12 protein-coding genes are annotated in these 21,078 nt (G+C 63.0%); 4 read left to right on the forward strand and 8 right to left on the reverse strand.

The features are described from left to right. Positions 1-243: 243 nt before the first annotated feature. From ACMUVN_RS15290 to ACMUVN_RS15320, 7 genes are all read right to left on the reverse strand, one after another. Complete coding sequence (locus ACMUVN_RS15290; RefSeq protein WP_047616564.1) at positions 244-696, reverse strand: DUF983 domain-containing protein; 453 nt, start codon at positions 694-696, stop codon at positions 244-246. 123 nt (positions 697-819) lie between these two features. Next, positions 820-3,192: a ribonuclease R gene (rnr, locus tag ACMUVN_RS15295; protein ID WP_063474319.1), complete on the reverse strand. Its 2,373-nt coding sequence runs from the start codon at positions 3,190-3,192 to the stop codon at positions 820-822. 1 nt (position 3,193) lies between these two features. After that, positions 3,194-5,848: a type I DNA topoisomerase gene (topA, locus tag ACMUVN_RS15300; protein WP_047616568.1), complete on the reverse strand. Its 2,655-nt coding sequence runs from the start codon at positions 5,846-5,848 to the stop codon at positions 3,194-3,196. A 236-nt stretch (positions 5,849-6,084) separates the two neighbouring features. Then, positions 6,085-7,227: a DNA-processing protein DprA gene (gene dprA, locus ACMUVN_RS15305; RefSeq protein ID WP_063474320.1), complete on the reverse strand. Its 1,143-nt coding sequence runs from the start codon at positions 7,225-7,227 to the stop codon at positions 6,085-6,087. Beyond that, positions 7,227-7,847 (reverse strand): glycerol-3-phosphate 1-O-acyltransferase PlsY, encoded by a 621-nt coding sequence (plsY, locus tag ACMUVN_RS15310; protein ID WP_063474321.1) that lies wholly within the window; start codon positions 7,845-7,847, stop codon positions 7,227-7,229. Before plsY ends, dprA begins: the two co-directional genes overlap by 1 nt. A gap of 45 nt (positions 7,848-7,892) precedes the next feature. Next, complete coding sequence (locus ACMUVN_RS15315; RefSeq protein ID WP_047616575.1) at positions 7,893-9,182, reverse strand: dihydroorotase; 1,290 nt, start codon at positions 9,180-9,182, stop codon at positions 7,893-7,895. Further along, positions 9,179-10,135: an aspartate carbamoyltransferase catalytic subunit gene (locus ACMUVN_RS15320; RefSeq protein WP_063474322.1), complete on the reverse strand. Its 957-nt coding sequence runs from the start codon at positions 10,133-10,135 to the stop codon at positions 9,179-9,181. Before ACMUVN_RS15320 ends, ACMUVN_RS15315 begins: the two co-directional genes overlap by 4 nt. Positions 10,136-10,314: 179 nt before the next feature. On the opposite strand from ACMUVN_RS15320, the gene ACMUVN_RS15325 reads away from it, so the two are divergent. Then, entirely contained in the window at positions 10,315-11,973 is a 1,659-nt protein-coding gene (locus ACMUVN_RS15325; protein WP_063474323.1) for an acyl-CoA dehydrogenase family protein, read from the forward strand. A 191-nt stretch (positions 11,974-12,164) separates the two neighbouring features. Here the strand turns inward: ACMUVN_RS15325 and ACMUVN_RS15330 are convergent, their stop codons facing one another. Continuing rightward, entirely contained in the window at positions 12,165-15,041 is a 2,877-nt protein-coding gene (locus ACMUVN_RS15330) for an Rne/Rng family ribonuclease (protein ID WP_063474324.1), read from the reverse strand. A gap of 622 nt (positions 15,042-15,663) precedes the next feature. On the opposite strand from ACMUVN_RS15330, the gene ACMUVN_RS15335 reads away from it, so the two are divergent. The 3 genes from ACMUVN_RS15335 (at position 15,664) to prfB (ending at position 21,032) form a co-directional block, all read left to right on the forward strand. Next, positions 15,664-16,920, forward strand: coding sequence for an N-acetylmuramoyl-L-alanine amidase (locus ACMUVN_RS15335; RefSeq protein WP_063474325.1), 1,257 nt, complete (start codon positions 15,664-15,666; stop codon positions 16,918-16,920). A gap of 362 nt (positions 16,921-17,282) precedes the next feature. Then, positions 17,283-19,742 (forward strand): penicillin-binding protein 1A, encoded by a 2,460-nt coding sequence (locus ACMUVN_RS15340; RefSeq protein WP_414815240.1) that lies wholly within the window; start codon positions 17,283-17,285, stop codon positions 19,740-19,742. 158 nt (positions 19,743-19,900) lie between these two features. Further along, a protein-coding gene (gene prfB / locus ACMUVN_RS15345) for a peptide chain release factor 2 (RefSeq protein ID WP_164735935.1) occupies positions 19,901-21,032 on the forward strand; the annotation gives its coding sequence in 2 pieces (ribosomal slippage) (positions 19,901-19,969 and positions 19,971-21,032; 1,131 coding nt in all). Positions 21,033-21,078 lie beyond the last annotated feature (46 nt).

Here is a 21,078-nt window from a genome sequence, read left to right on the forward strand (position 1 = left end):
CCAAACCCAGGTGACGGGCAGCGTTTCGCAGTATTTCCGATGTGAGTGACCACCTGCGGAATGTAAAGCCTGTTCAGACAAGAAAAGCGTACCATGTCAAGTCGTTGAGGATCGTCGGCTGCCGCGTTCGGGTGGTGGTCGGTGGAGCGCTGGCACTACACGTTAAATATGTCTGGAAGGTGAAGGCGCTAAAGTGCGTCGCGATCTTTCAGATTCGCGGCTCGCGCTTTTGCTCGACATGCTCTAATCCGGCCGGCCGGGGATGTCATAATCGTCCGCACCATCACTCTCCCCGCCGAAACCGTGCATGCGCAGCGCCCACTGCAGGCCGATGACGCCGCCCTTGATAGGCTGGATCGAGGCGAGCGCTGTGATGACGGTGATCGGCGCCCAGATGGCAAGGTGCACCCAGACCGGCAGCACGAAGGTCAGGTCGGTCAGCATATAGCCGCCGACCACGACGTGGCCAAGGACGAGAATGACGATATAGGGCGGCAGGTCGTCGGCGCGTTGGTGATGCATCGCCTCGCCGCAGGCCGCGCAATGATCGACCGGTTTCAGGAAGGCGCGAAAGAGCTTGCCGTTACCGCAGGCCGGGCAGCGGTTCATTAGCCCGCGCATGACCGAGCGCCCAACCGGACGCTCGACCTCGGGCGCATCTCCGTAGCGGACCGCCGGATCGGTCGGTGTGATCATCGCCTGTTCCTCTTTCGGACATAGAGCCCCGTGCGTCCTTTCGGACGCACAAAGAACGCTCTAACTCTTTCAATCCTTGCATCACGCTTTTCGAAAATCGATTCCGATTTTCGAGCCGGTGGGCTAGTGCCGTCCGCGCGGCGGCCTCGTTCCGGGTTTCTTGCGGACCTGGCCCCTGTCGCGGCGGCCCGCTTTGTGGAAGGAGCGCACCGCCGTCGGCATCTCGCGGCCCTCGCTGATCATCTCGAAACGCAGCGCGCCGGCAAGCGGGATCGCTTCGGCAAGCTTCACGGTGACGCTGTCGCCCAGGCGATAGCCGAGCCCCGTTCGCTCCCCCGACAGCGCCTGATGCGCCTCGTCATAGATGAAATAATCGGTGCCGAGCGTAGATATAGGGACGAAGCCGTCGGCGCCATAGTCCGGCAAGGCGACAAAAAGCCCCGATTTCGTCACGCCGGAGACCCGCCCGGCAAATTCCTCGCCGACGCGGCCGCTCAGATGATGGGCGATCAGCCGGTCGACCGTCTCGCGCTCGGCGGCCATGGCGCGGCGCTCGAAGGTCGAGATTTCGGCGGCGATATCGTCGAGTGCCGCCTCTTCGTCGGGCGTAATGCCGCCTTCGCCGAAGCCCAGCGAACCGACGAGGGCGCGATGCACGATGAGATCGGCGTAGCGGCGGATCGGCGAGGTGAAGTGGGCGTATTTCATCAGGTTGAGGCCGAAATGACCGATATTCTCGGGACCGTAGATCGCCTGGCTCTGCGAACGCAGCACCATCTCGTTGACCATGGTCTGGTGCGGCGTACCGTCCGCCTTCGCCAGAATGCCGTTGAAGCTGTTGGCGCGCATATTCCCGCCCTTGGCCAGCGAGATGCCGAGTGTCGCCAGGAACTCGCGCAGGATTTCCTGCTTGGCGAGCGTCGGGCCGTCATGGATGCGATAGATCAGCGGCTGGCGTTTCTTTTCCAGGGTCTCGGCGGCACAGACATTCGCCTGGATCATCATTTCTTCGATCAGCTTATGCGCATCGAGCCGCGGCGGCACGAAGACCCGGTCGACCGTGCCGTCGGGCTTCAGCAGGATCTTGCGCTCCGGCATGTCGAGTTCCAGCGGCTGGCGCCGGTCGCGTCCGCGCTTCATCACCTCATAGGCGTGCCAGAGCGGCTTCAGGATCGGCTCGAGCATCGGTCCGGTCTGATCGTCCGGCTTGCCGTCGATCGCCGCCTGCGCCTGCTGGTAGGAGAGCTTTGCGGCGCTCTTCATCATGATGCGATGGAAGGTGTGGCCGATCTTGCGGCCTTCCGCGGAAAAGCTCATGCGCACGGCGAGCGCCGGGCGGTCGACGCCTTGCTTCAGCGAGCAGAGATCGTTGGAGATGCGCTCCGGCAGCATCGGCACGACGCGATCCGGGAAATAGACCGAGTTGCCGCGCTTCAGCGCCTCGCGGTCGAGCGGCGAATTGGGGCGGACATACCAGGAAACGTCGGCAATCGCGACGGTGACGAGGACGCCGCCGGGATTGTCGGGCGAGGGGTCGAGCTCGGCATAGACCGCATCGTCATGGTCCTTGGCGTCGGCCGGATCGATGGTGATCAGCGGCACGTCGCGCCAATCCTCGCGATGCGACATGTTGGCAGGCTTGGCGTCATCCGCCTCGGCGATGACCGCAGGCGGGAAGACATGCGGGATGCCGTGTGCATGGATGGCGATCATCGAGATTGCCTTTTCCGAACCGACGGAACCGACGACGGAAAGCACCTTGGCGCGCGGCAGGCCGAAGCGGCCGAGACGGGCGACTTCCACTTCGACCAGGTCGCCGTCCGCGGCGCCGCCGGTGAAGTCGGGATCGATCACCATTTCCTCGCCGCGCCGTTCGATCGGCAGCAGCCGGCCACCGCCGCCGGGTGCTGCGCGGAAGACGCCCATCGAGGCGCCGCGGCGCCTGTCGATCACCTTGATGATCCGCGCCGTATAGGCCGGCCCGCCGCGATCGACGGCCGGGAAGATCTTTGCCAGGATGCGGTCGCCGAGGCCGGCGACGGGCGCCTTGCCCTTGCCCTGGCGGCCTGCGGGCGATTGCTGGCGGATGGCGACGGCGGGTGCGACGCCCTGGTCCTCCGGCCATTCCGCCGGCCGGCCGATCAGATCGCCATCCTTGTCGCGTGTGGTGATATCGAGAACGGTGACGGGCGGCAGCGCGCCGGGACGGATCAGCGACTTGCGGTTCTTCTGCAGCATGCCTTCCTGCTCGAGTTCCTGCAGCATGTGCTTGAGCTCGACGCGGCTGTCGCCCTTCAGGCCGAAAGCCTTGGCGAGTTCGCGTTTGGAGGCTTTCTGCGGATGATCGGCGATGAAGCGCAGGATCACCTCGCGTGAGGGCAGGGCGCCGTGGACGATGTTCAGCGGCTCGACGGCGGGAGCATCCTTGCCCGAGCGGCCGATCTTGCCCGGGCGCTTGCCCGCGGGGTTCGTTCTCTCGCGCGGTATCCTGCTCACGTCAGCCCTTTTTCGATTTCGCCGGCGCTTTCGCCTTCGTTGCCTTCGGCTTGGCCGCCGTCTTGGTGGTCTTGGCTTCGGCGGCCGCCGCCTTCGGCTTGGCCTTCGCCTTTGCCGTCTTGCCTGCAGGCGCCTTGCCGGCCTTTTCGGTGATCAGCGCGAGCGCTTCCTCGACGGTGATCGCCTGCGGGTCCTTGCCCTTCGGCAATGTCGCATTGACCTTGCCCCAATTGACGTAAGGTCCGTACTTGCCGTCGCGAACGGTGATGGGGCCGCCATCAGGATGATCGCCGAGCGTCTTCAGCGCCGCCGGTGTCCCGCGCGAACCCCGCCCCGGCGCCTGGTTCGCCTTTTCGGCGATAACAGTCACGGCACGGTTGAGGCCGACCGAGAACACGTCCTCGACGGTTTCCAGATTGGCATAGGAACCGTCATGCAGGAGGAACGGCCCGTAGCGACCGATGCCGGATGAGATCATCTTGCCCGTTTCGGGGTGTTTGCCGATATCGCGCGGCAGCGAGATCAACGCCATCGCCTTTTCATAGTCGATATCCTCGGGCTTCCATCCCTTCGGCAGCGAGGCGCGTTTGGCTTCCTTGCCGTCGCCGCGCTGTATATAGGGGCCGAAGCGGCCGGACCGCAGCGTCAGTTCCTCGCCGGTCGTCGGATCGGTGCCGAGGTTCTTCGGCTCGTTAAGGGCAGCACCGTCCGCCTCTCCGCCGTTTTCGGAGGAGAGCTGGCGGGTGTAGTTGCAATCCGGATAATTTGAGCAGCCGACGAAGGCGCCGTATTTGCCGAGCTTCAGCGACAGGTTGCCGGTGCCGCAGACCTGGCAGATCCGGGGATCGCTGCCATCCTCGCGCTTCGGGAAGACGAGCGGCGCCAGCGCCTCGTTCAGCGAATCGAGCACGTTGGTGACGCGCAGTTCCTTGGTGTCCTCGATCTGGGCGAAGAAATCCTTCCAGAAGTCGCGCAGCACCTGCTTCCAGTTCAGCTCGCCGGCGGAAATCCGGTCGAGCTTCTCTTCGAGATCGGCGGTGAAGTCGTATTCGACATATTTGGTGAAGAAGCTTTCGAGGAAAGCGGTCACCAGCCGGCCCTTGGCCTGCGGGATCAGCTTGCGCTTGTCGATCGTCACATAGTCGCGGTCGCGCAACGTCGCCAGCGTCGCGGCATAGGTGGAGGGGCGGCCGATGCCGAGCTCTTCCATCTTCTTGATCAGCGAGGCTTCCGAATAGCGCGGCGGCGGCTCGGTGAAATGCTGCGTCGAGTTGATCTTCTGCTTGGCGAGCGTCTCGCGTGCATTGATCTCCGGCAGGCGGCCATCCTCGTCGCCGTCGTCACTCTGCTCGCCGTCCTCCTTCTGGTCGGTATAGGCGGCGATGAAACCGTCGAAGCGGATGACCGAACCGACGGCGCGCAGCCCGGCCTTCTCGCCCTTGTTGTCGGCGGTGATTTCAGCCGTCGTGCGCTCGATTTCGGCCGACGCCATCTGGCTGGCGATGCCGCGCTTCCAGATCAGGTCGTAGAGGCGGATCTGATCGGCATCGAGGAATTTGCGCACGCGGTCGGGCGAGCGGTAGAAATCGGTCGGACGGATCGCCTCGTGCGCCTCCTGGGCGTTCTTGGCCTTGGTGGAATAGAAGCGCGCCTTCTCGGGCATATAGCGCTCGCCGAACTGGTCGACGATGGCGCGGCGCGCCGCATCGATCGCCTCGGGCGCCATCTGCACGCCGTCGGTTCGCATATAGGTGATGAGACCGACCGTCTCGCCGCCGATATCGACGCCTTCATAGAGCTTCTGGGCGATCTGCATGGTGCGCGAGGCGGAGAAGCCGAGATTGGAGGAGGCGGCCTGCTGCAGGGTCGAGGTCGTAAACGGCGGTCCGGGATTGCGCTTGACCGGTTTCGCTTCGACGGAGTCGACGATATAGCTTGCGCCTTCGAGCAATGCCTTGAGCTTGCCGGCATCCTCGCCGTTGCCGATCGCGCGCGGCTGCAGCCGTTTGCCATTCGCCGAAACCAGCCTGGCCTCGAACTCGTCGCCGCGCGGTGTCTTTAGAAGGGCCGAGATGTTCCAGTATTCTTCCGAAATGAAGCGTTCGATTTCGGATTCACGGTCGCAGACCAGACGAAGCGCCACCGACTGGACGCGGCCGGCCGACCGGGCGCCGGGCAGCTTGCGCCAGAGCACCGGCGAAAGATTGAAGCCGACCAGATAGTCGAGCGCGCGCCGCGCCAGATAGGCGTCGACGAGCGGCACGTCGATGTCGCGCGGATCGGCCATCGCGTCGAGCACCGCCTTCTTGGTGATGGCGTTGAAGACGACGCGTTTGACCGGCTTGCCGTTCAGCACGCGCTTCTTGTTCAGCATATCGAGAACGTGCCAGGAAATCGCTTCGCCTTCGCGATCCGGGTCGGTCGCGAGAAAAAGGCCGTCGGAGGATTTCACCGCATCGGCAATATCCTTCATCCGCTTTGCGGAGGCGCTATCGACCTCCCAAAGCATTTCGAAATCCTGATCAGGAAGAACTGAGCCGTCCTTGGCAGGCAGATCGCGCACATGGCCGAAGGAGGCGAGCACTTTGTATCCCGGACCCAGATACTTGTTGATCGTCTTGGCCTTGGCAGGCGATTCCACCACTACAACATTCATGATGATTCTCTAAAAAGGAAACGACGCCAGCGTTGAAGCCAGCGCGACACACACCGAAAGATGGATCCCGGCCCTCCGACATGGACAGGGAAATCGCCGCGGTCAAGGGGTTTGCTACAATTTTAGTTCTTGCATCCGGTGCAGCCGAAGGGAGTTTATCGGGGAAATGCAATCTTAGATAGGTTGTCGAAGGTTTTCGACACAGGGGGCGGCAATTCTGCGATATCGTGCAAAGTTCAATCGGAAAGCGAGACGAACCCGCCCTGATGCCGCTGCAGCCTGCCCGATATATCGAGTTCCAGAAGGATGAGATAGACCGCGGATGCCGACAGACCGGTATGGCGGATGACGTCGTCGATCTCGACCGGCGTCGGCCCGAGCGCATCGATGACGCGGGTTCGGTCGGGATCGCCGGGTGGCACCGAAATTGCCTTGCCCTCACGCGCCGGTTCCTCTGCCATCGATGACGGGAACAGGTCGAATTGCGCAAGCGGCGCCAAAGCCTCGACGACATCGGCGGGGGCGGTGACGATCGATGCACCGTCTTTCAGCAGGCCGTTGGTGCCATGGCAGCGCGGATCGAGGGGGGAGCCGGGCACGGCAAACACCAGGCGACCGAACTCGCCGGCAAGCCGCGCCGTGATCAGCGAGCCCGAACGTGTCGCTGCTTCGATGACTACGAGGCCGAGCGCAATGCCGGCGATCAGCCGGTTCCGGCGCGGAAAGTCGCGGGCGCGGGGCTCCCAGCCGAAGGGCATCTCGCTGACCGCCAGGCCGTTGCCGCCGGTGATCTCTTCGAGCAAGCCGATATTCTCCGGCGGGTAGGGCTGATCGAGACCGCCGGCAAGGGCGGCGATCGTGCCTGTCTCGAGGCTCGCACGGTGGGCTGATGTGTCGATGCCGCGCGCCAGCCCCGAGACCACGGTATAACCCGCCCTGCCGCAGTCGCGCGCCACCATCGCCGCGAATTTCGCGCCTGCGACCGAGGCGTTGCGCGAGCCGACAATGCCGACGGCCGGTCGTTTGGCGGCGGCAAGCGCACCCTTGACGGCCAGAAGCGGCGGCGCGCCGTCGATCTGTTTCAGTGCCTGCGGATAGTCCGGCTCACCGATGCCGACGAAGCGGGCGCCGAAACGATGCGCCGCCTCCAGTTCCCGATGCGCTTCGGCCTCGCTGGCGATGCGGATTGCCCGCGTGGCGCCGCCACGCGCCGAAAGCTCCGGCAACGCGGCAAGCGCTGCCTCGGCCGAACCGAAATGATTGATGAGGTCGCGAAAGGTGGCGGGGCCGATATTGTCGGAACGGATGAGGCGCAGCCAGGCAATTCTCTGCCGTTCGGTCAGCACGACGCCTTTTGGTTCCGCGCTCAGCGCATCCATTATCCCTTTGCCCCGATCTTGCTTTCCGTCCCGTCCATCAGTCGCGAGATATTCGCCTTGTGCTTCCAGTAGGAAATCAGGGTCATGATCGCCATCACTGCCGCAACCTTTTCGTTGCCCAGGATCCACAGCGCCACCGGGATGACAAGCATGGCGACCAGTGCCGACAGCGAGGAGTAGCGGGTGGTGAAGGCGACGGCCAGCCAGACGGCGGCGAAGAGCACGACCATGATCGGCGCGACGCCGAGCAGGGTGCCGATATAGGTGGCGACACCCTTGCCGCCCTTGAAGCCGATCCAGACCGGGAAGAGATGACCAATGAAGGCGAAGAAGCCGGCGATGATCGCCGCCTCCTCACCGAGGAAATAACCGACGACCCAGGCCGCCGCCGATGCCTTCAGCGCATCGAGCAGCAGCGTCGCCGCAGCGAGCTTGCGGTTTCCTGTTCTGAGCACATTGGTCGCGCCGATATTGCCGGAGCCGATGCTGCGCACGTCGCCGAGGCCGGCCGCACGCGTCAGGATCAGGCCGAAAGGAATGGAGCCGAAGAGATATCCGATGATGGCTGCGGCAAGCGCGATCGGCAGGGTGATCTGCCATGACATGAGATTGGATAACATATGCCCCCTCGGCCCTCCGTGGCCTATCCTCGGTCCAGCCGTCTCCTAAATTGCGTGGACAAGCTTTCCCGAGACGTATGTCGCGACCGCCCGTCCGCTGAAGCGCGCATCCTCGAACGGCGTATTCTTCGAACGGGAGAGAAGCATGTCTTTGGCGACAAGCCAAGGCTCATCGAGATCGATCAGCGCGATATCGGCCGCCGCACCCGGCTTCAGCGTGCCGGCGGCGAGGCCGAAAATCTCGGCGGGGCGGGTAGACATGGCGTCGATCAGGCGCATCAGGCTCACCTGGCCGCCATGGTAAAGCCTCAGCGCCGCCGCCAGCATGGTTTCGAGCCCGATCGCGCCGTCCTCCGCCTCGGCGAAGGGCAGGCGCTTCGTATCGACGTCCTGCGGGTCATGCGAGGAGACGATGATGTCGATCGCGCCGCTGGCAAGGGCCTCGACCATCGCCACCCGGTCGTCTTCCGGTCGCAGCGGCGGATAGAGCTTGAAGAAGGTGCGGTATTCGCCGATGTCGTTTTCGTTGAGCGCCAGATTGTTGATCGAGATGCCTGAGGTCACCTTGGCGCCGCGGCTGCGGGCGCGTTCAATCGCCTCGACCGATTGCGGCACCGAGATCATCGCGGCGTGATAACGTCCGCGCGTCAGCTCGGCGATCCTGAGATCGCGTTCGAGCGGGATGAGCTCGGCTTCCCTGGGAATGCCGGAGAGCCCGAGCCAGCTGGCGAAAAGCCCCTCATGCATGACGCCGTTGGCGCCGAGATATTTGTCACGCGTCTCGCAGGAAATGACGGCGCCGAATTCGCGCGCATAGGTCATGATCCGGCGCAGCACCTGCGTGTCGTGGACGCTGGAATGGGCATCGGTGAAGGCGACGGCGCCGGCCTGCATCAACAGGCCGATCTCGGTCATTTCCTCGCCGGCAAGGCCCTTGGTGATGGCGGCTGCCGGATAGACATTGACGGCGGCCGTATCCCGCGCCGTCTTCTTGACGAATTCGACGAGCGCGATGTCGTCGATGACGGGATCGGTGTCCGGCATCATGATGATCGAGGTGACGCCCCCGGCCGCCGCCGCCCGGCTCGCCGAGGCGATCGTCTCACGATGCTCGCCGCCGGGTTCGCCGATATGGACGCGCGCATCGACGAGGCCGGGCGTCGCCACAAGGCCCGTGCAGTCGCGGATGACGGCGCCATCAGGCGCGCCCTGATTCTGCGCCGCATGGCCGGCGGCGATGATCACGCCGTTTTTGGCGATGATCGTTCCGACTTCATCGAGGTTGCGCGAGGGATCGACGATGCGGACGTTCTTGAGGACGATCGGGTTGCTCATACCATCATTCCATCGCTGCGGGGACCCTGGTTCTGCGAGACGAGCAGCGTCTCCATGACCGCCATGCGCACCGCCACCCCCATCTCCACCTGTTCGGCGATCACACTCTGCGGCCCGTCCGCCACCTCGGACGCGATCTCGACGCCGCGGTTCATCGGGCCGGGATGCATGACCAGCGCATCCTCCTTGGCGGCTTTCAGCGTTTCGGCGTCGAGTCCGTAGAAGTGATAATATTCGCGCACCGAAGGCACGAAGGCGCCGGACATGCGCTCGCGCTGCAGCCGCAGCATCATCACGACGTCGGCGTCCTTCAACCCTTCCTTCATCGAATGGAAGACCTCGACGCCCATCTCGGCGATGCCGGCAGGCAGGAGGGTTGCAGGTGCGACGACACGGACGCGGGCGCCCATCGCGTTGAGCAATAGGATGTTGGAGCGCGCCACCCGCGAATGCAGCACGTCGCCGCAGATTGCCACGATGATGCGCGACAGCTTGCCCTTGGCGCGACGGATCGTCAGCGCGTCGAGCAGCGCCTGGGTCGGATGTTCGTGCTGCCCGTCGCCGGCATTGACGACCGAGCAGGAGACCTTCTGGGCGAGAAGGGCGGCGGCACCTGCGCTCGAATGGCGGATCACCAGCACGTCGGGGCGCATCGCATTCAGCGTCATCGCGGTGTCGATCAGCGTTTCGCCTTTCTTCACCGAGGAATTGCCGACCGACATGTTCATGACGTCGGCCCCGAGCCTCTTACCGGCAAGCTCGAAGGAGGCCTGTGTGCGGGTCGATGCCTCGAAGAAGAGATTGATCTGCGTCAGCCCGCGCAGCGTCGACGTCTTCTTTTCTCTCTGGCGGCTGATCTTGACGGCCTCATCCGCCTTGTCGAGAAGATAGGTGATATCCTGCTCGGTGAGGCCCTTGATGCCGATGAGGTGGCGGTGGGGGAAAAAGACCATGACCTTGCCTCTTGCTGTCTCTGCCGGGTCTATAAAGAGTGCTGCCCGCCGGGGCAAGCATGCGCTGTGGGCAAAGGCTTATGTCCCCATGCATTTTCGCCCGAATTCCGATAGAGCAGAATGAACCGAATCATAACTTCCGGTTTCCCTTTGCCGGGTTCTTACACTAGAAGCGAATTATGACCTCCGCCAACCGGACTGACGACAAACTCGCAGAACTCAACCAGCCGAGCCTGTGGTCCGGCATCAACGCCTATCGATCCGATCCGCTGATCGTCGACCTGACGGCGGCCCTTCCGCGCGGCATCCGCGAAGACCTGGAAAATATGGGCCGCTACGTCACCTCGCCGGAGGCGCAGGAACTGGCGCGCATGGCCAACCAGGGCGCGCCGCAGCTGCGCACCCATGGTCCGCGCGGTGAGCGCCTCGACGTCGTCGAGTTCCATCCCGCCTGGCACGCGCTGATGCGCCGCTCCATGTCGGTCGGGCTGCATTCCTCCGTCTGGGACCCGCAGGCCGATACCGAGGCCAAGGATGAGGCGCACAAGGTTCGCGCCGCGCGGTTTTATCTGACGTCACAGCTGGAATCCGGCCATCTCTGCCCGCTGACGATGACCAGCGCCTCGGTTGCGGCGCTGTCGGCTTCGCCCGCTGTCCAAAAGGACTGGGCGCCAAAGATCATCTCGCGCAAATATGATTCGTCGAACAAGCCCGCCATGCAGAAATCCGCCGTGACCATCGGCATGGGCATGACGGAAAAGCAGGGCGGCACGGATGTGCGCGCCAACAGGACCGCTGCCGAAAAGGTCAGCGAGGGTATCTACCGGCTGTCCGGCCACAAATGGTTCATGTCCGCGCCGATGAGCGATGCCTTCATCATGCTGGCGCAGACGAAGGAGGGCATGGGTTGCTTTCTCGTGCCGCGCCTTCTGGAAGATGGTTCCGCCAACGGGTTGCAGTTCCAGCGGTTGAAGGACAAGGTCGGCAACCGCTCCAACGCCTCTTCCGAGGTCGAGTTTACAGACACATTCGGTTTCCTGCTCGGCGGCCCGGATGCCGGCATCCGCACCATCCTCGACATGGTGACGCTGACCAGGCTCGACTGTGCGCTGGCCTCATCGGGCATCATGCGCGCCTCGCTTGCCGAAGCCGTGCATCACACCCGCGGCCGCAGCGTCTTCGGCAAGATGCTGGTCAACCAGCCGATCATGACGCGCGTGCTCGCCGACATGGCGCTCGATGTCGCCGCCGCGACGGCGCTGTCCTTCCGTCTTGCCGACGCCTTCGACAAGGCGCGCGGCAATGCCGAGGAGGCGGCCTATGCCCGCGTCATGACGCCGGTCGCCAAATACTGGTGCTGCAAGATCGCGCCGGCGCTGATCTACGAGGCGATGGAATGCATCGGCGGCAACGGCTACATCGAAGATCGCCCGATCGCCCGCCATTACCGCGAGGCGCCCGTCAACGCCATCTGGGAAGGCTCCGGCAACGTCATGGCGCTTGACGTGCTGCGTGTGCTCAACCGTGGCAAGGATCTGTTCGAAACCGTCTTCGCCGGCCTTGCCCGCGATCTCGGCCCTGCCGGCAAGAAGACGATCGACGTGTTGCGCGCCGCAATCGCGCTGTGTGAACAGGACGAGGGCGCCGCGCGCCTGCTTGTCGAGCAACTGGCGCTGGCTGCCGGTGCCGCCGAACTCTATCGGCTGGGCGCCGGGCGCATTGCCGATGCCTTCATCGAGACGCGCCTTGCCGGCGGCTGGCGCTCCACCTACGGCATGCTCGATTCCCGTTTCGACGCCAGCTACATCGTCGACTTGCTCTATCCGCCGGCGGCCTGATCGCAACCGGGGATGATGGTCGCTCTTCGCCGGCGTCGAGCCGAGCGATAGTGAAGCGCTCTATGCCGTCTCGCTTGCGGTACACAGTGGCAAAGTGCCGCCCATTTTTACTCCCCACGCTATCGCCATAAACGAAAATCCGGCCGCGTCGCCGCGGCCGGATTTCAGTGTTTACGTCCGAAAATCAGCGTTCAGAAGAAGCCACGGCGCTGCCACCAGCCGGCTTTCTTCGGCTTGCCGTCATCGCCGTCGCCATTTTCGACGCGGGTGGTGGATTTCACCGTCGGCTCGGAGGAAGAGATATTGGATTCGCGGTTGGCGCGAACCGGCTTTGCCTCTTCCTGGACTGATGTTTCGAGATCGGCGGAGGCTTCCACCAACTCCGGCTCTGCCTCGACCACAGGTGCGGTCTCCGCCACCGGTTCCTCGACCGGCGCTGCCGCCGGTTTGCGGCGGCCGCGGCTGCGGGCGGGCTTCACATCTTCGGTGATGACCACTGCGCTCTCGACGGCTGCCATCGCGGGTTGAGCTTCGTCAGCCTGCTCGGCAATCGCCTCGATCGCTACGGCTTCACCAGGAGCGCCGTCGTTCGAAACGTCGTCACCTTCGTCCTCGTCGCCGCCATTGTCTTCACCGGCTTCGCCGGCCGCCAGCTCGGAGCCATCCTCGGCGCGATTGCGGCGACCGCCACGCTTGCCGCGACGGCGGCGCTTGCGGCGCTGCGATTCCTCGCTTTCAGCGCGCGTCTCGGGTGTGGCTTCGGTGTTTTCATCACCTTCGCCGCCCTCGTCGTCGCCATCCTCATCCTCGTCACCGGCTTCGCCTGCTGCCGATACCGGCTGCTCGGCATTGCCGTTGCGGCCGCGGCGGCGCCTGCGGCGCTTGCGCTTGCGGTTACCGTCACCTTCGCCTTCCGAGCGCGCTGCTGCGGGGCGTTCGGCAGCGGCCGGCTTTTCCTCGAGTTCTTCGTCTTCCTCTTCATCCACTTCGATGACGATATCGTCGTCGTCATCCTCGGGAATGGCTGCGAAGTTGAAGAGTGTTTCGATCTTGACCGGGTTTTCCACGGCTTCGCCGCGATCGATCGCGAAATGCTGCGCACCGACCGAACCATCCGCATCGATGACGATCGCGACGCCGAAACGGCTTTCGTAATCGATGATCGTCTGGCGCTTGTGGTTGAGCAAATAGAGCGCGATGTCAGGAGTGGTGCGCACGGTGATGTTGTGCGTGGTGTTCTTCAGCAGATATTCCTCGATGCCGCGCAGCACATGCAGCGCGACGGAGGACTGCGAACGCACGTGGCCGGTGCCGCCGCAATGCGAGCACACCTGCGTGGTCGATTCGAGAACCGAAGCGCGGATGCGCTGGCGCGACATTTCGAGCAGGCCGAAATGCGAGATCCGGCCGACCTGGATGCGGGCGCGGTCGTTCTTCAGGCATTCCTTCAGCTTCTTCTCGACGGCGCGGTTGTTGCGCTTTTCTTCCATGTCGATGAAGTCGATGACGATCAGGCCGGCAAGGTCGCGCAGGCGAAGCTGGCGGGCGATTTCTTCCGCGGCTTCGAGGTTCGTCTGCAGCGCGGTATCTTCGATTGAGTGTTCGCGCGTCGAGCGGCCGGAGTTGACGTCGATCGAAACCAGCGCTTCCGTCTGGTTCATGATCAGGTAGCCGCCGGAACGCAGGGTCACCTGCGGCTGCAGCATGCGGTCGAGCTGGGCTTCGATGCCTGAGCGCGAGAAGATCGGGTGGATGTCGCGATAGGGCTGAACCACCTTGGCGTGGCTCGGCATCAGCATCTTCATGAAGTCTTTCGCTTCACGATAGCCTTCTTCGCCGGCAACGATGATCTCGCTGATGTCCTTGTTATAGAGGTCGCGGATCGAGCGCTTGATCAGCGAGCCTTCCTCATAGACGAGGCAGGGAGCGGTGGACGCCAGCGTCAGCGTGCGTACGTTCTCCCACAGGCGCATCAGATATTCGAAGTCGCGCTTGACCTCGACCTTGGTGCGGTTGGCGCCGGCGGTGCGAAGAATGACGCCCATGCCCTGCGGTACCTCGAGCATGCGCGCGATTTCCTTCAGGCGCTTGCGGTCGGCAGGGTTGGTGATCTTGCGGGAAATGCCGCCGCCGCGCGCCGTGTTCGGCATCAAGACGGAATAGCGGCCGGCGAGCGAGAGATAGGTGGTAAGGGCTGCACCCTTGTTGCCGCGCTCTTCCTTGGCGACCTGCACGAGCAGGATCTGGCGGCGCTTGATGACTTCCTGGATGCGGTACTGCTTGCGCGGCTTGCGCTGCACGCGGTCCGGCACTTCTTCCATCGCGTCTTCGGCGCCGACGGATTCAATGACTTCCTCTTCGCCGTGATCGTCATCGTCGTCATCATCATCGTGGCGACGCTTGCTGGTATCGACGTCCTCGGAAATCTCGTCGGTTTCTACCATGGCGGCCATCGCGCCGCCGGTCGAGCCGTCATCCTCGTTGTCGACGGTCGAAGCGCCTTCGGCTTCGACGTCTGTGGGAACGGCGTCCTCGGTCGCGGTCGTTTCGGCGACCGGTTCGGTCACCTTCTTGCGGCTGCGGCGCGGCCTTGCCTTCTTGGCCGGCGCTTCGTCTGCGGCCTCGGGCGATGCCGCGGCCTCTACCGCTGTCGTCTCTTCCGTTACGGCAGCCGCTTCTGGCGCCTTTGCCGGAACGATGCCGACATCCGGCTGATCCTGCTTGGAAAGATCGACCATCGGCGCGGTTTCGACATGCTCGACATCTTCGTCGCGGCGATGCTCCTCGGCTTCGGCACGAAGCAGTGCCTGACGATCGGCAAGCGGTATCTGGTAATAGTCGGGATGGATTTCGGCGAAGGCCAGGAAGCCGTGCCGGTTGCCGCCGTAATCGACGAAGGCGGCTTGCAGCGAGGGCTCGACCCTCGTTACCTTTGCAAGATAGATGTTGCCGCGGATCTGCTTCTTGTGCTGGGACTCGAAGTCAAATTCTTCTATGCGGTTCCCGCGAACGACAACGACGCGCGTCTCTTCCTCGTGAGACGCATCGATAAGCATTTTGTCTGCCATGTAAGCTGTGCTCCTCGGCGTGGCCGCGAGAGCGCATTCCCGACTGCTGTTGAAACAGAAAGAATGCGGTCCACTGTAGCCGCGCCGGATAATGAAAGTCGCGCCTGATGCGAGGGGGAGGGCAGCAGCCAGACAGCAGCCGGAACCATTTCGGTCCGGGGCCTGTACACTTCAGATAAAACCTGCTGCGAAACCATCAACAACCAAGCGTGATCGACAAATACGAAGACCCGTTCGGGTCCGATGAGTTTGCTCCCTGAGAGCGTGGTGGCTGATCCACCAATGAATTCCGACAATAAGCCGGAAAATCAGGATCCAGTTCTAGGGATGAAGCGCATGAGACGGCGGACGATGACCGATGTGGCGCCAGGTCCTGATCTGGCTGGCAGCCTTTGCGGCGACTCTATCCCGTCAACACTTTACCCTGAAATTCGTTGTATGTTTTCTGTGTCACAATAGCAAGGGAAAAGCCAAATGTGCCATAATATTGATGGATTTCGTAACGCATAGAAGCTGGGGATAAAGTGATCGCGATTCGGCAGGCTAACGGGTGTTTCGTCACGGGGACGTTCGCTGCAGCCGCGTCGGGTTCATGGCAATTCAAATAGGGTGTGGCGGTTTATTGTATAAGAGGGCTCGGATCGCGGCGAAATCCGCAGCGCGGCGATCGACATTCGCAAGGCGGGTTCTGACGGCAATGCTTCTGGCCGCCAGCCTCCTGGCCGTTGCCGGCTCCGTCGAAGCCGGAGATCCGCTGCTCGCCTATGGTGCGCGCATCGTCGGCGACGACGCCAGGACCCGCATCGTCATCGACTTCGATCGCGAACCGCGCTTCTCCGTCCACTATATCGCCAATCCGGAACGCATCGTCGTCGACCTGCCGGCCACCGCCTTCGGCTTTCCGGCGAAGGATCTTGCCGCCCGCGGCCTGTTCAAGGACATCCGTTACGGCAAGATGGATGAGGAAAGCGCCCGCATCGTGCTGACGACGGCAAGGCCGGTGAAGCTGGCGCTCGCCAAAGTGCAGACCGACGAGGCAGGCAAGGGGCATCGCCTCGTGCTCGATGCCGAGATGATCGACAAGCAGGCCTTTGCCGAGCTGGTGAAGACCCAATCCTGGAATGATCAAACTGAGGCGGACCAGACGACCAGCGCCATTCCGGCGCCTGAGAAAGCCGCTCCCGGCGATTTCGTCATCGCCGTCGACGCCGGCCATGGCGGCATCGATACCGGTGCGATCGGCGTCGACACCAAGACCGAGGAAAAGCAGGTAACGCTCGCCTTCGCCAAGGCGCTGACCGACCGGTTGAACAAGGAACCGGGCATCAAGGCCTTCCTGACGCGCGAGGATGACGAGTTCCTGTCGCTTTCGCAGCGCGTGCTGATCGCCCGCCAGAACCATGCCGGCCTGTTCATTTCCCTGCATGCCGACACGCTGAAGCAGAAAGATATCCGCGGCGCGACCGTCTACACGATCTCCGACAAGGCATCCGACAAGCTCGCCGCCGACCTTGCCGATCGTGAAAACCTTTCCGACCAGATCGCCGGCAAGGAGACGGTCGCCGAGCCGCCCGAGGTAGCAGACATCCTGCTCGATCTGACTCGGCGCGAGACCCAGGCCTTTTCGATCTCGCTGGCCGAGAGCGTGCTGAATTCCTTCAAGGATCAGGTTGGCACCATCAACAATCCACACCGTCACGCCGGCTTTCGCGTGTTGCAGGCCCCTGACGTGCCGTCGATCCTTCTCGAGCTCGGCTTCCTCTCGAATGCCGATGACGAGAAACTGCTGCTCGACGAGACCTGGCGCGACAAGATCGCCGGTCTCTTGACCGACGCAGTGAAGCGATACCGCGCCGCCGTCATGGCGAATGGCGGCTAATCCATGCCACGCAAAGATCTGTAGCGGGTTCTGGCATGGCGACATGCATAAAAAACAACGACTTAAAGCGCGTCACATGAATCAAGTTCTGAGCAAGATGCCTCAGATTGGCGGCGGCGACGGCGTTGCTTGGATGTGACAGTTCTAATGAAACGCTGCCGCAGCGGTGAATGCGGCGGGCAGAGCCCTATTTTGCTCACATTCGCGCCGTTACTCCGGCTTATGTTTCGTAGGCCTGAGGCGCGGAATCGGCTTGTGGCGGTAACGCTCATGGAGTAAGCCGCGCAACGTGCAAATTGCCTTGATCCATGCAATCGTTGCGTCTGCGCCGATTGAAGATCGAAAAGACCGGTAGCTGAAATATGGTTAGACTTTTTGGATATTTCTTCGGAATGGCCTGCGTCCTGTTTCTGGTCGCGGCGGCGGGTGTTGCCATCTATATCACCAATGTCGCCAGGGATCTGCCGGACTATGCCGTTCTGAACAGCTACGCGCCGCCGGTGACCACCCGCGTTCATGCCGGCAACGGCGCTCTGATGGCCGAATACGCCAAGGAAAAGCGTCTTTTCCTGCCGATCCAGGCCATTCCCGACCGCGTGAAGGCCGCTTTCCTGTCGGCCGAAGATAAGAATTTCTACAATCACCCGGGCGTCGATCTTACCGGTCTCGGCCGCGCAATCCTCGTCAACCTGCAGAATTTCGGCTCCGGCCGCCGTCCGGTCGGTGCCTCCACCATCACCCAGCAGGTCGCCAAGAACTTCCTGTTGAGCTCGGACCAGACGATCGACCGCAAGATCAAGGAAGCGATCCTCTCCTTCCGCATCGAGCAGGCCTACAGCAAGGACAAGATCCTCGAACTCTACCTGAACGAGATTTTCTTCGGCCTGAATTCCTATGGCATCGCCGGCGCAGCACTCACCTATTTCAACAAATCCGTCACCGAACTGACCGTCGCCGAGGCAGCTTACCTGGCCTCGCTGCCGAAGGGCCCCGCCAATTATCATCCTTTCCGCCACCCGGAAGCTGCGCTCGAGCGCCGCAACTGGGTGATCGACCGCATGGTCGAGAACGGCTATGTCAGCCAGAGCGACGGCGAGGAAGCCAAGAAGCAGCCGCTCGGCGTCACCGCCCGCACCACCGGACCGTCGCTCTTTGCATCGGATTATTTCGCCGAAGCCGTGCGTCGCCAGCTGATCGACCAATATGGCGAAAAGGTCCTCTATGAGGGCGGCCTTTCAGTGCGCACGTCGCTCGATCCGCAGATGCAGCTCGCTGCCCGCAAGGCGCTGCAGGACGGTCTGGTCACCTATGACGAGCGCCGAGGTTTCCACGGCCCCCTCAAGCAGATCGATGCAAGCGGTGACTGGGGCAAGGCGCTTGCCGATATCCCCGCACTGTCCGACGTGCCGGAATGGCGGCTTGCCGTCGTGCTCGCCGTGTCCGACAGCAATGTCGACATCGGCCTGCAGCCGACCAAGGATGGAAGCGGCAAGGTCGCGGCTGAGCGTCAACGCGGCACGATCGATGCCAAGAACATGCAGTGGGCCTTCCGTTCGGCCGACGGCGCCCGCAAGACCGCGAAGTCGCCGGTCGGCGTCCTGGCCCCCGGCGACGTCGTTTATGTCGCAAAGCTCGGCGACGACGCCTCGACCTCCTACCGCCTGCAGCAGCCGCCGAAGGTGCAGGGCGGCCTGGTCGCCATGGACCCGAAGACCGGCCGCGTGCTGGCCATGGTCGGCGGCTTCTCCTACTCGCAGTCCGAATTCAACCGCGCCACCCAGGCGATGCGCCAGCCGGGCTCCTCGTTCAAGCCCTTCGTCTATGCGGCGGCGATGGACAATGGTTATACGCCGGCCTCCGTCATCATGGATGCGCCGATCGAGATCGTGTCGGGCGGCCAGGTCTGGAAGCCGGAAAACTACGGCGGCGAAGTCGGCGGGCCCTCGACGCTGCGCTCGGGCATCGAGCATTCGCGCAACCTGATGACGGTGCGCCTCGCCAACGATCTCGGCATGAACATCGTCGCCGAATATGCAGAGCGCTTCGGTATCTACGATCACATGCTGCCGGTTCTCTCCATGTCGCTCGGCGCCGGCGACACGACGGTGCTGCGCATGGTCTCGGCCTATTCGGTCATCGCCAATGGCGGCAAGCAGATCAAGCCGACATTGATCGACCGTATTCAGGACCGCTATGGCAAGACGATCTTCAAGCATGAGGAGCGTCTGTGCGAGGGCTGCAATGCCGGTGACTGGCAAAACCAGGAAGAGCCGAATGTCGTCGACAATCGCGAAACCGTTCTCGACCCGATGACCGCCTACCAGATCACCTCGATGATGCAGGGCGTCATCCAGCGCGGCACCGCCGCCGGCAAGATCGACCTCGGCGGCCGCGACGTCGCCGGCAAGACCGGCACCACCAACGACGAGAAGGATGCCTGGTTCGTCGGCTTCACGCCGGATCTGGTTGCCGGCCTCTATATGGGCTTCGATACACCGGCCCCGCTCGGCCGCGGCGGCACCGGCGGCGGTCTCTCCGCCCCGATCTTCAACGAATTCATGCAGGCCGCCGTCAAGGATACGCCGGAATCCAAATTCGTCATCCCGCCCGGCATGAACCTGATCCCGATCGACCGCAAGACCGGCATGGCGGCCGCGGACGGCGATCCGAACACCATTGTCGAGGCTTTCAAGCCCGGCACCGGCCCGGCCGACAGCTTCTCGGTCATCGGCATGGACAGCACCATGGCGCCGGAGGAGATCCTGAAGACCTCGCCGCAGGCCAACCAAGCCGTCCAGACCGGAACGCCCGGCCTGTTCTGACCGTCGCCGAATTTTGGAACGCTTGCCGCGGCCCTTTACATCCGCGGCGGGCGTCTCTAGAGCATTTCCAGCAAAAGTGCGCAGCGGTTTTGCGTCCGGAATTGCGTGAAACAAAGACGTAAACCAGCACTTGAAGAGACCGAGCAGAGAAGCGGAAAATGCGAGCGGAAATCGAAAACGTAGTCGATGAAACCAAGCAGGCTATCACCCTGCTGAGGAGGCATCTTTGACTGGGACCAGGCGATAAGACGACTGGACTGGTTGAACAACAAGGCAGAGGATCCGAACCTCTGGAACGATGCACAGGAAGCGCAGAAGCTGATGCGCGAGCGTCAGCAGCTCGATGACGGCATCAACGGCGTCAAGCAGCTCGAACAGCAGCTGAACGACAATATCGAGCTGATCGAGCTTGGCGAGGAAGAGGGCGACCAGGGCGTCGTCAAGGAAGCCGAGGACACGCTGAAGGCCTTGAAGGCCGAGGCCGCCCGCCGCCAGGTGGAGGCGATGCTCTCCGGCGAAGCCGATAGCAACGACACCTATCTCGAAGTCCATTCCGGCGCCGGCGGTACCGAAAGCCAGGACTGGGCCAACATGCTGTTGCGCATGTACACCCGCTGGGCCGAACGCCAGCGTTTCAAGGTCGAGCTTCTCGAAGTCCATGACGGCGAAGAAGCGGGCATCAAATCCGCGACCCTGCTCGTCAAGGGCCATAATGCCTATGGCTGGCTGAAGACGGAATCGGGCGTGCATCGGCTGGTGCGCATCTCGCCTTACGACAGCAATGCGCGCCGCCACACCTCATTCTCGTCGATCTGGGTCTACCCGGTTGTCGACGACTCGATCCAGATCGAGATCAACGAAAGCGACTGCCGCATCGATACCTATCGTTCGTCGGGAGCCGGCGGCCAGCACGTCAACACGACAGACTCGGCCGTGCGCATCACGCATATCCCGACCGGTATCGTCGTGCAGTGCCAGCAGGAGCGTTCGCAGCACAAGAACCGCGCCAAGGCCTGGGACATGCTGCGTGCCCGCATGTACGAAGCGGAACTGAAGAAGCGTGAGGACGCCGCCAACGCCGAAGCCGCCTCCAAGACGGATATCGGCTGGGGCCACCAGATTCGCTCCTACGTGCTGCAGCCCTACCAGTTGGTCAAGGACCTGCGCACCGGCGTCGCCAGCAGCGCCCCGGATGATGTGCTCGACGGTGATCTGAACGAGTTCATGGAAGCGGCCCTTGCCCACCGCATCAGCGGCGCCGCCGACGCGGTTGTCGAGGATGTCGACTGATAGGGTACAGCAGAATCGAGACACGAAGGCCCCGGAGACGGGGCTT

The sequence above is a fragment of the Rhizobium sp. IY2 genome (assembly GCF_047532935.1).
In the GTDB taxonomy this organism is placed as follows: domain Bacteria; phylum Pseudomonadota; class Alphaproteobacteria; order Rhizobiales; family Rhizobiaceae; genus Rhizobium; species Rhizobium anhuiense.

Coding starts and splice junctions, on each gene's coding strand:
- ACMUVN_RS15290 (WP_047616564.1), bottom strand. CDS start 696: ATGATCACACCGACCGATCCGGCGGTCCGCTACGGAGATGCGCCCGAG.
- topA (WP_047616568.1), bottom strand. CDS start 5,848: ATGAATGTTGTAGTGGTGGAATCGCCTGCCAAGGCCAAGACGATCAAC.
- dprA (WP_063474320.1), bottom strand. CDS start 7,227: ATGGATGCGCTGAGCGCGGAACCAAAAGGCGTCGTGCTGACCGAACGG.
- plsY (WP_063474321.1), bottom strand. CDS start 7,847: ATGTTATCCAATCTCATGTCATGGCAGATCACCCTGCCGATCGCGCTT.
- ACMUVN_RS15315 (WP_047616575.1), bottom strand. CDS start 9,182: ATGAGCAACCCGATCGTCCTCAAGAACGTCCGCATCGTCGATCCCTCG.
- ACMUVN_RS15320 (WP_063474322.1), bottom strand. CDS start 10,135: ATGGTCTTTTTCCCCCACCGCCACCTCATCGGCATCAAGGGCCTCACC.
- ACMUVN_RS15325 (WP_063474323.1), top strand. CDS start 10,315: ATGACCTCCGCCAACCGGACTGACGACAAACTCGCAGAACTCAACCAG.
- ACMUVN_RS15330 (WP_063474324.1), bottom strand. CDS start 15,041: ATGGCAGACAAAATGCTTATCGATGCGTCTCACGAGGAAGAGACGCGC.
- ACMUVN_RS15340 (WP_414815240.1), top strand. CDS start 17,283: ATGGTTAGACTTTTTGGATATTTCTTCGGAATGGCCTGCGTCCTGTTT.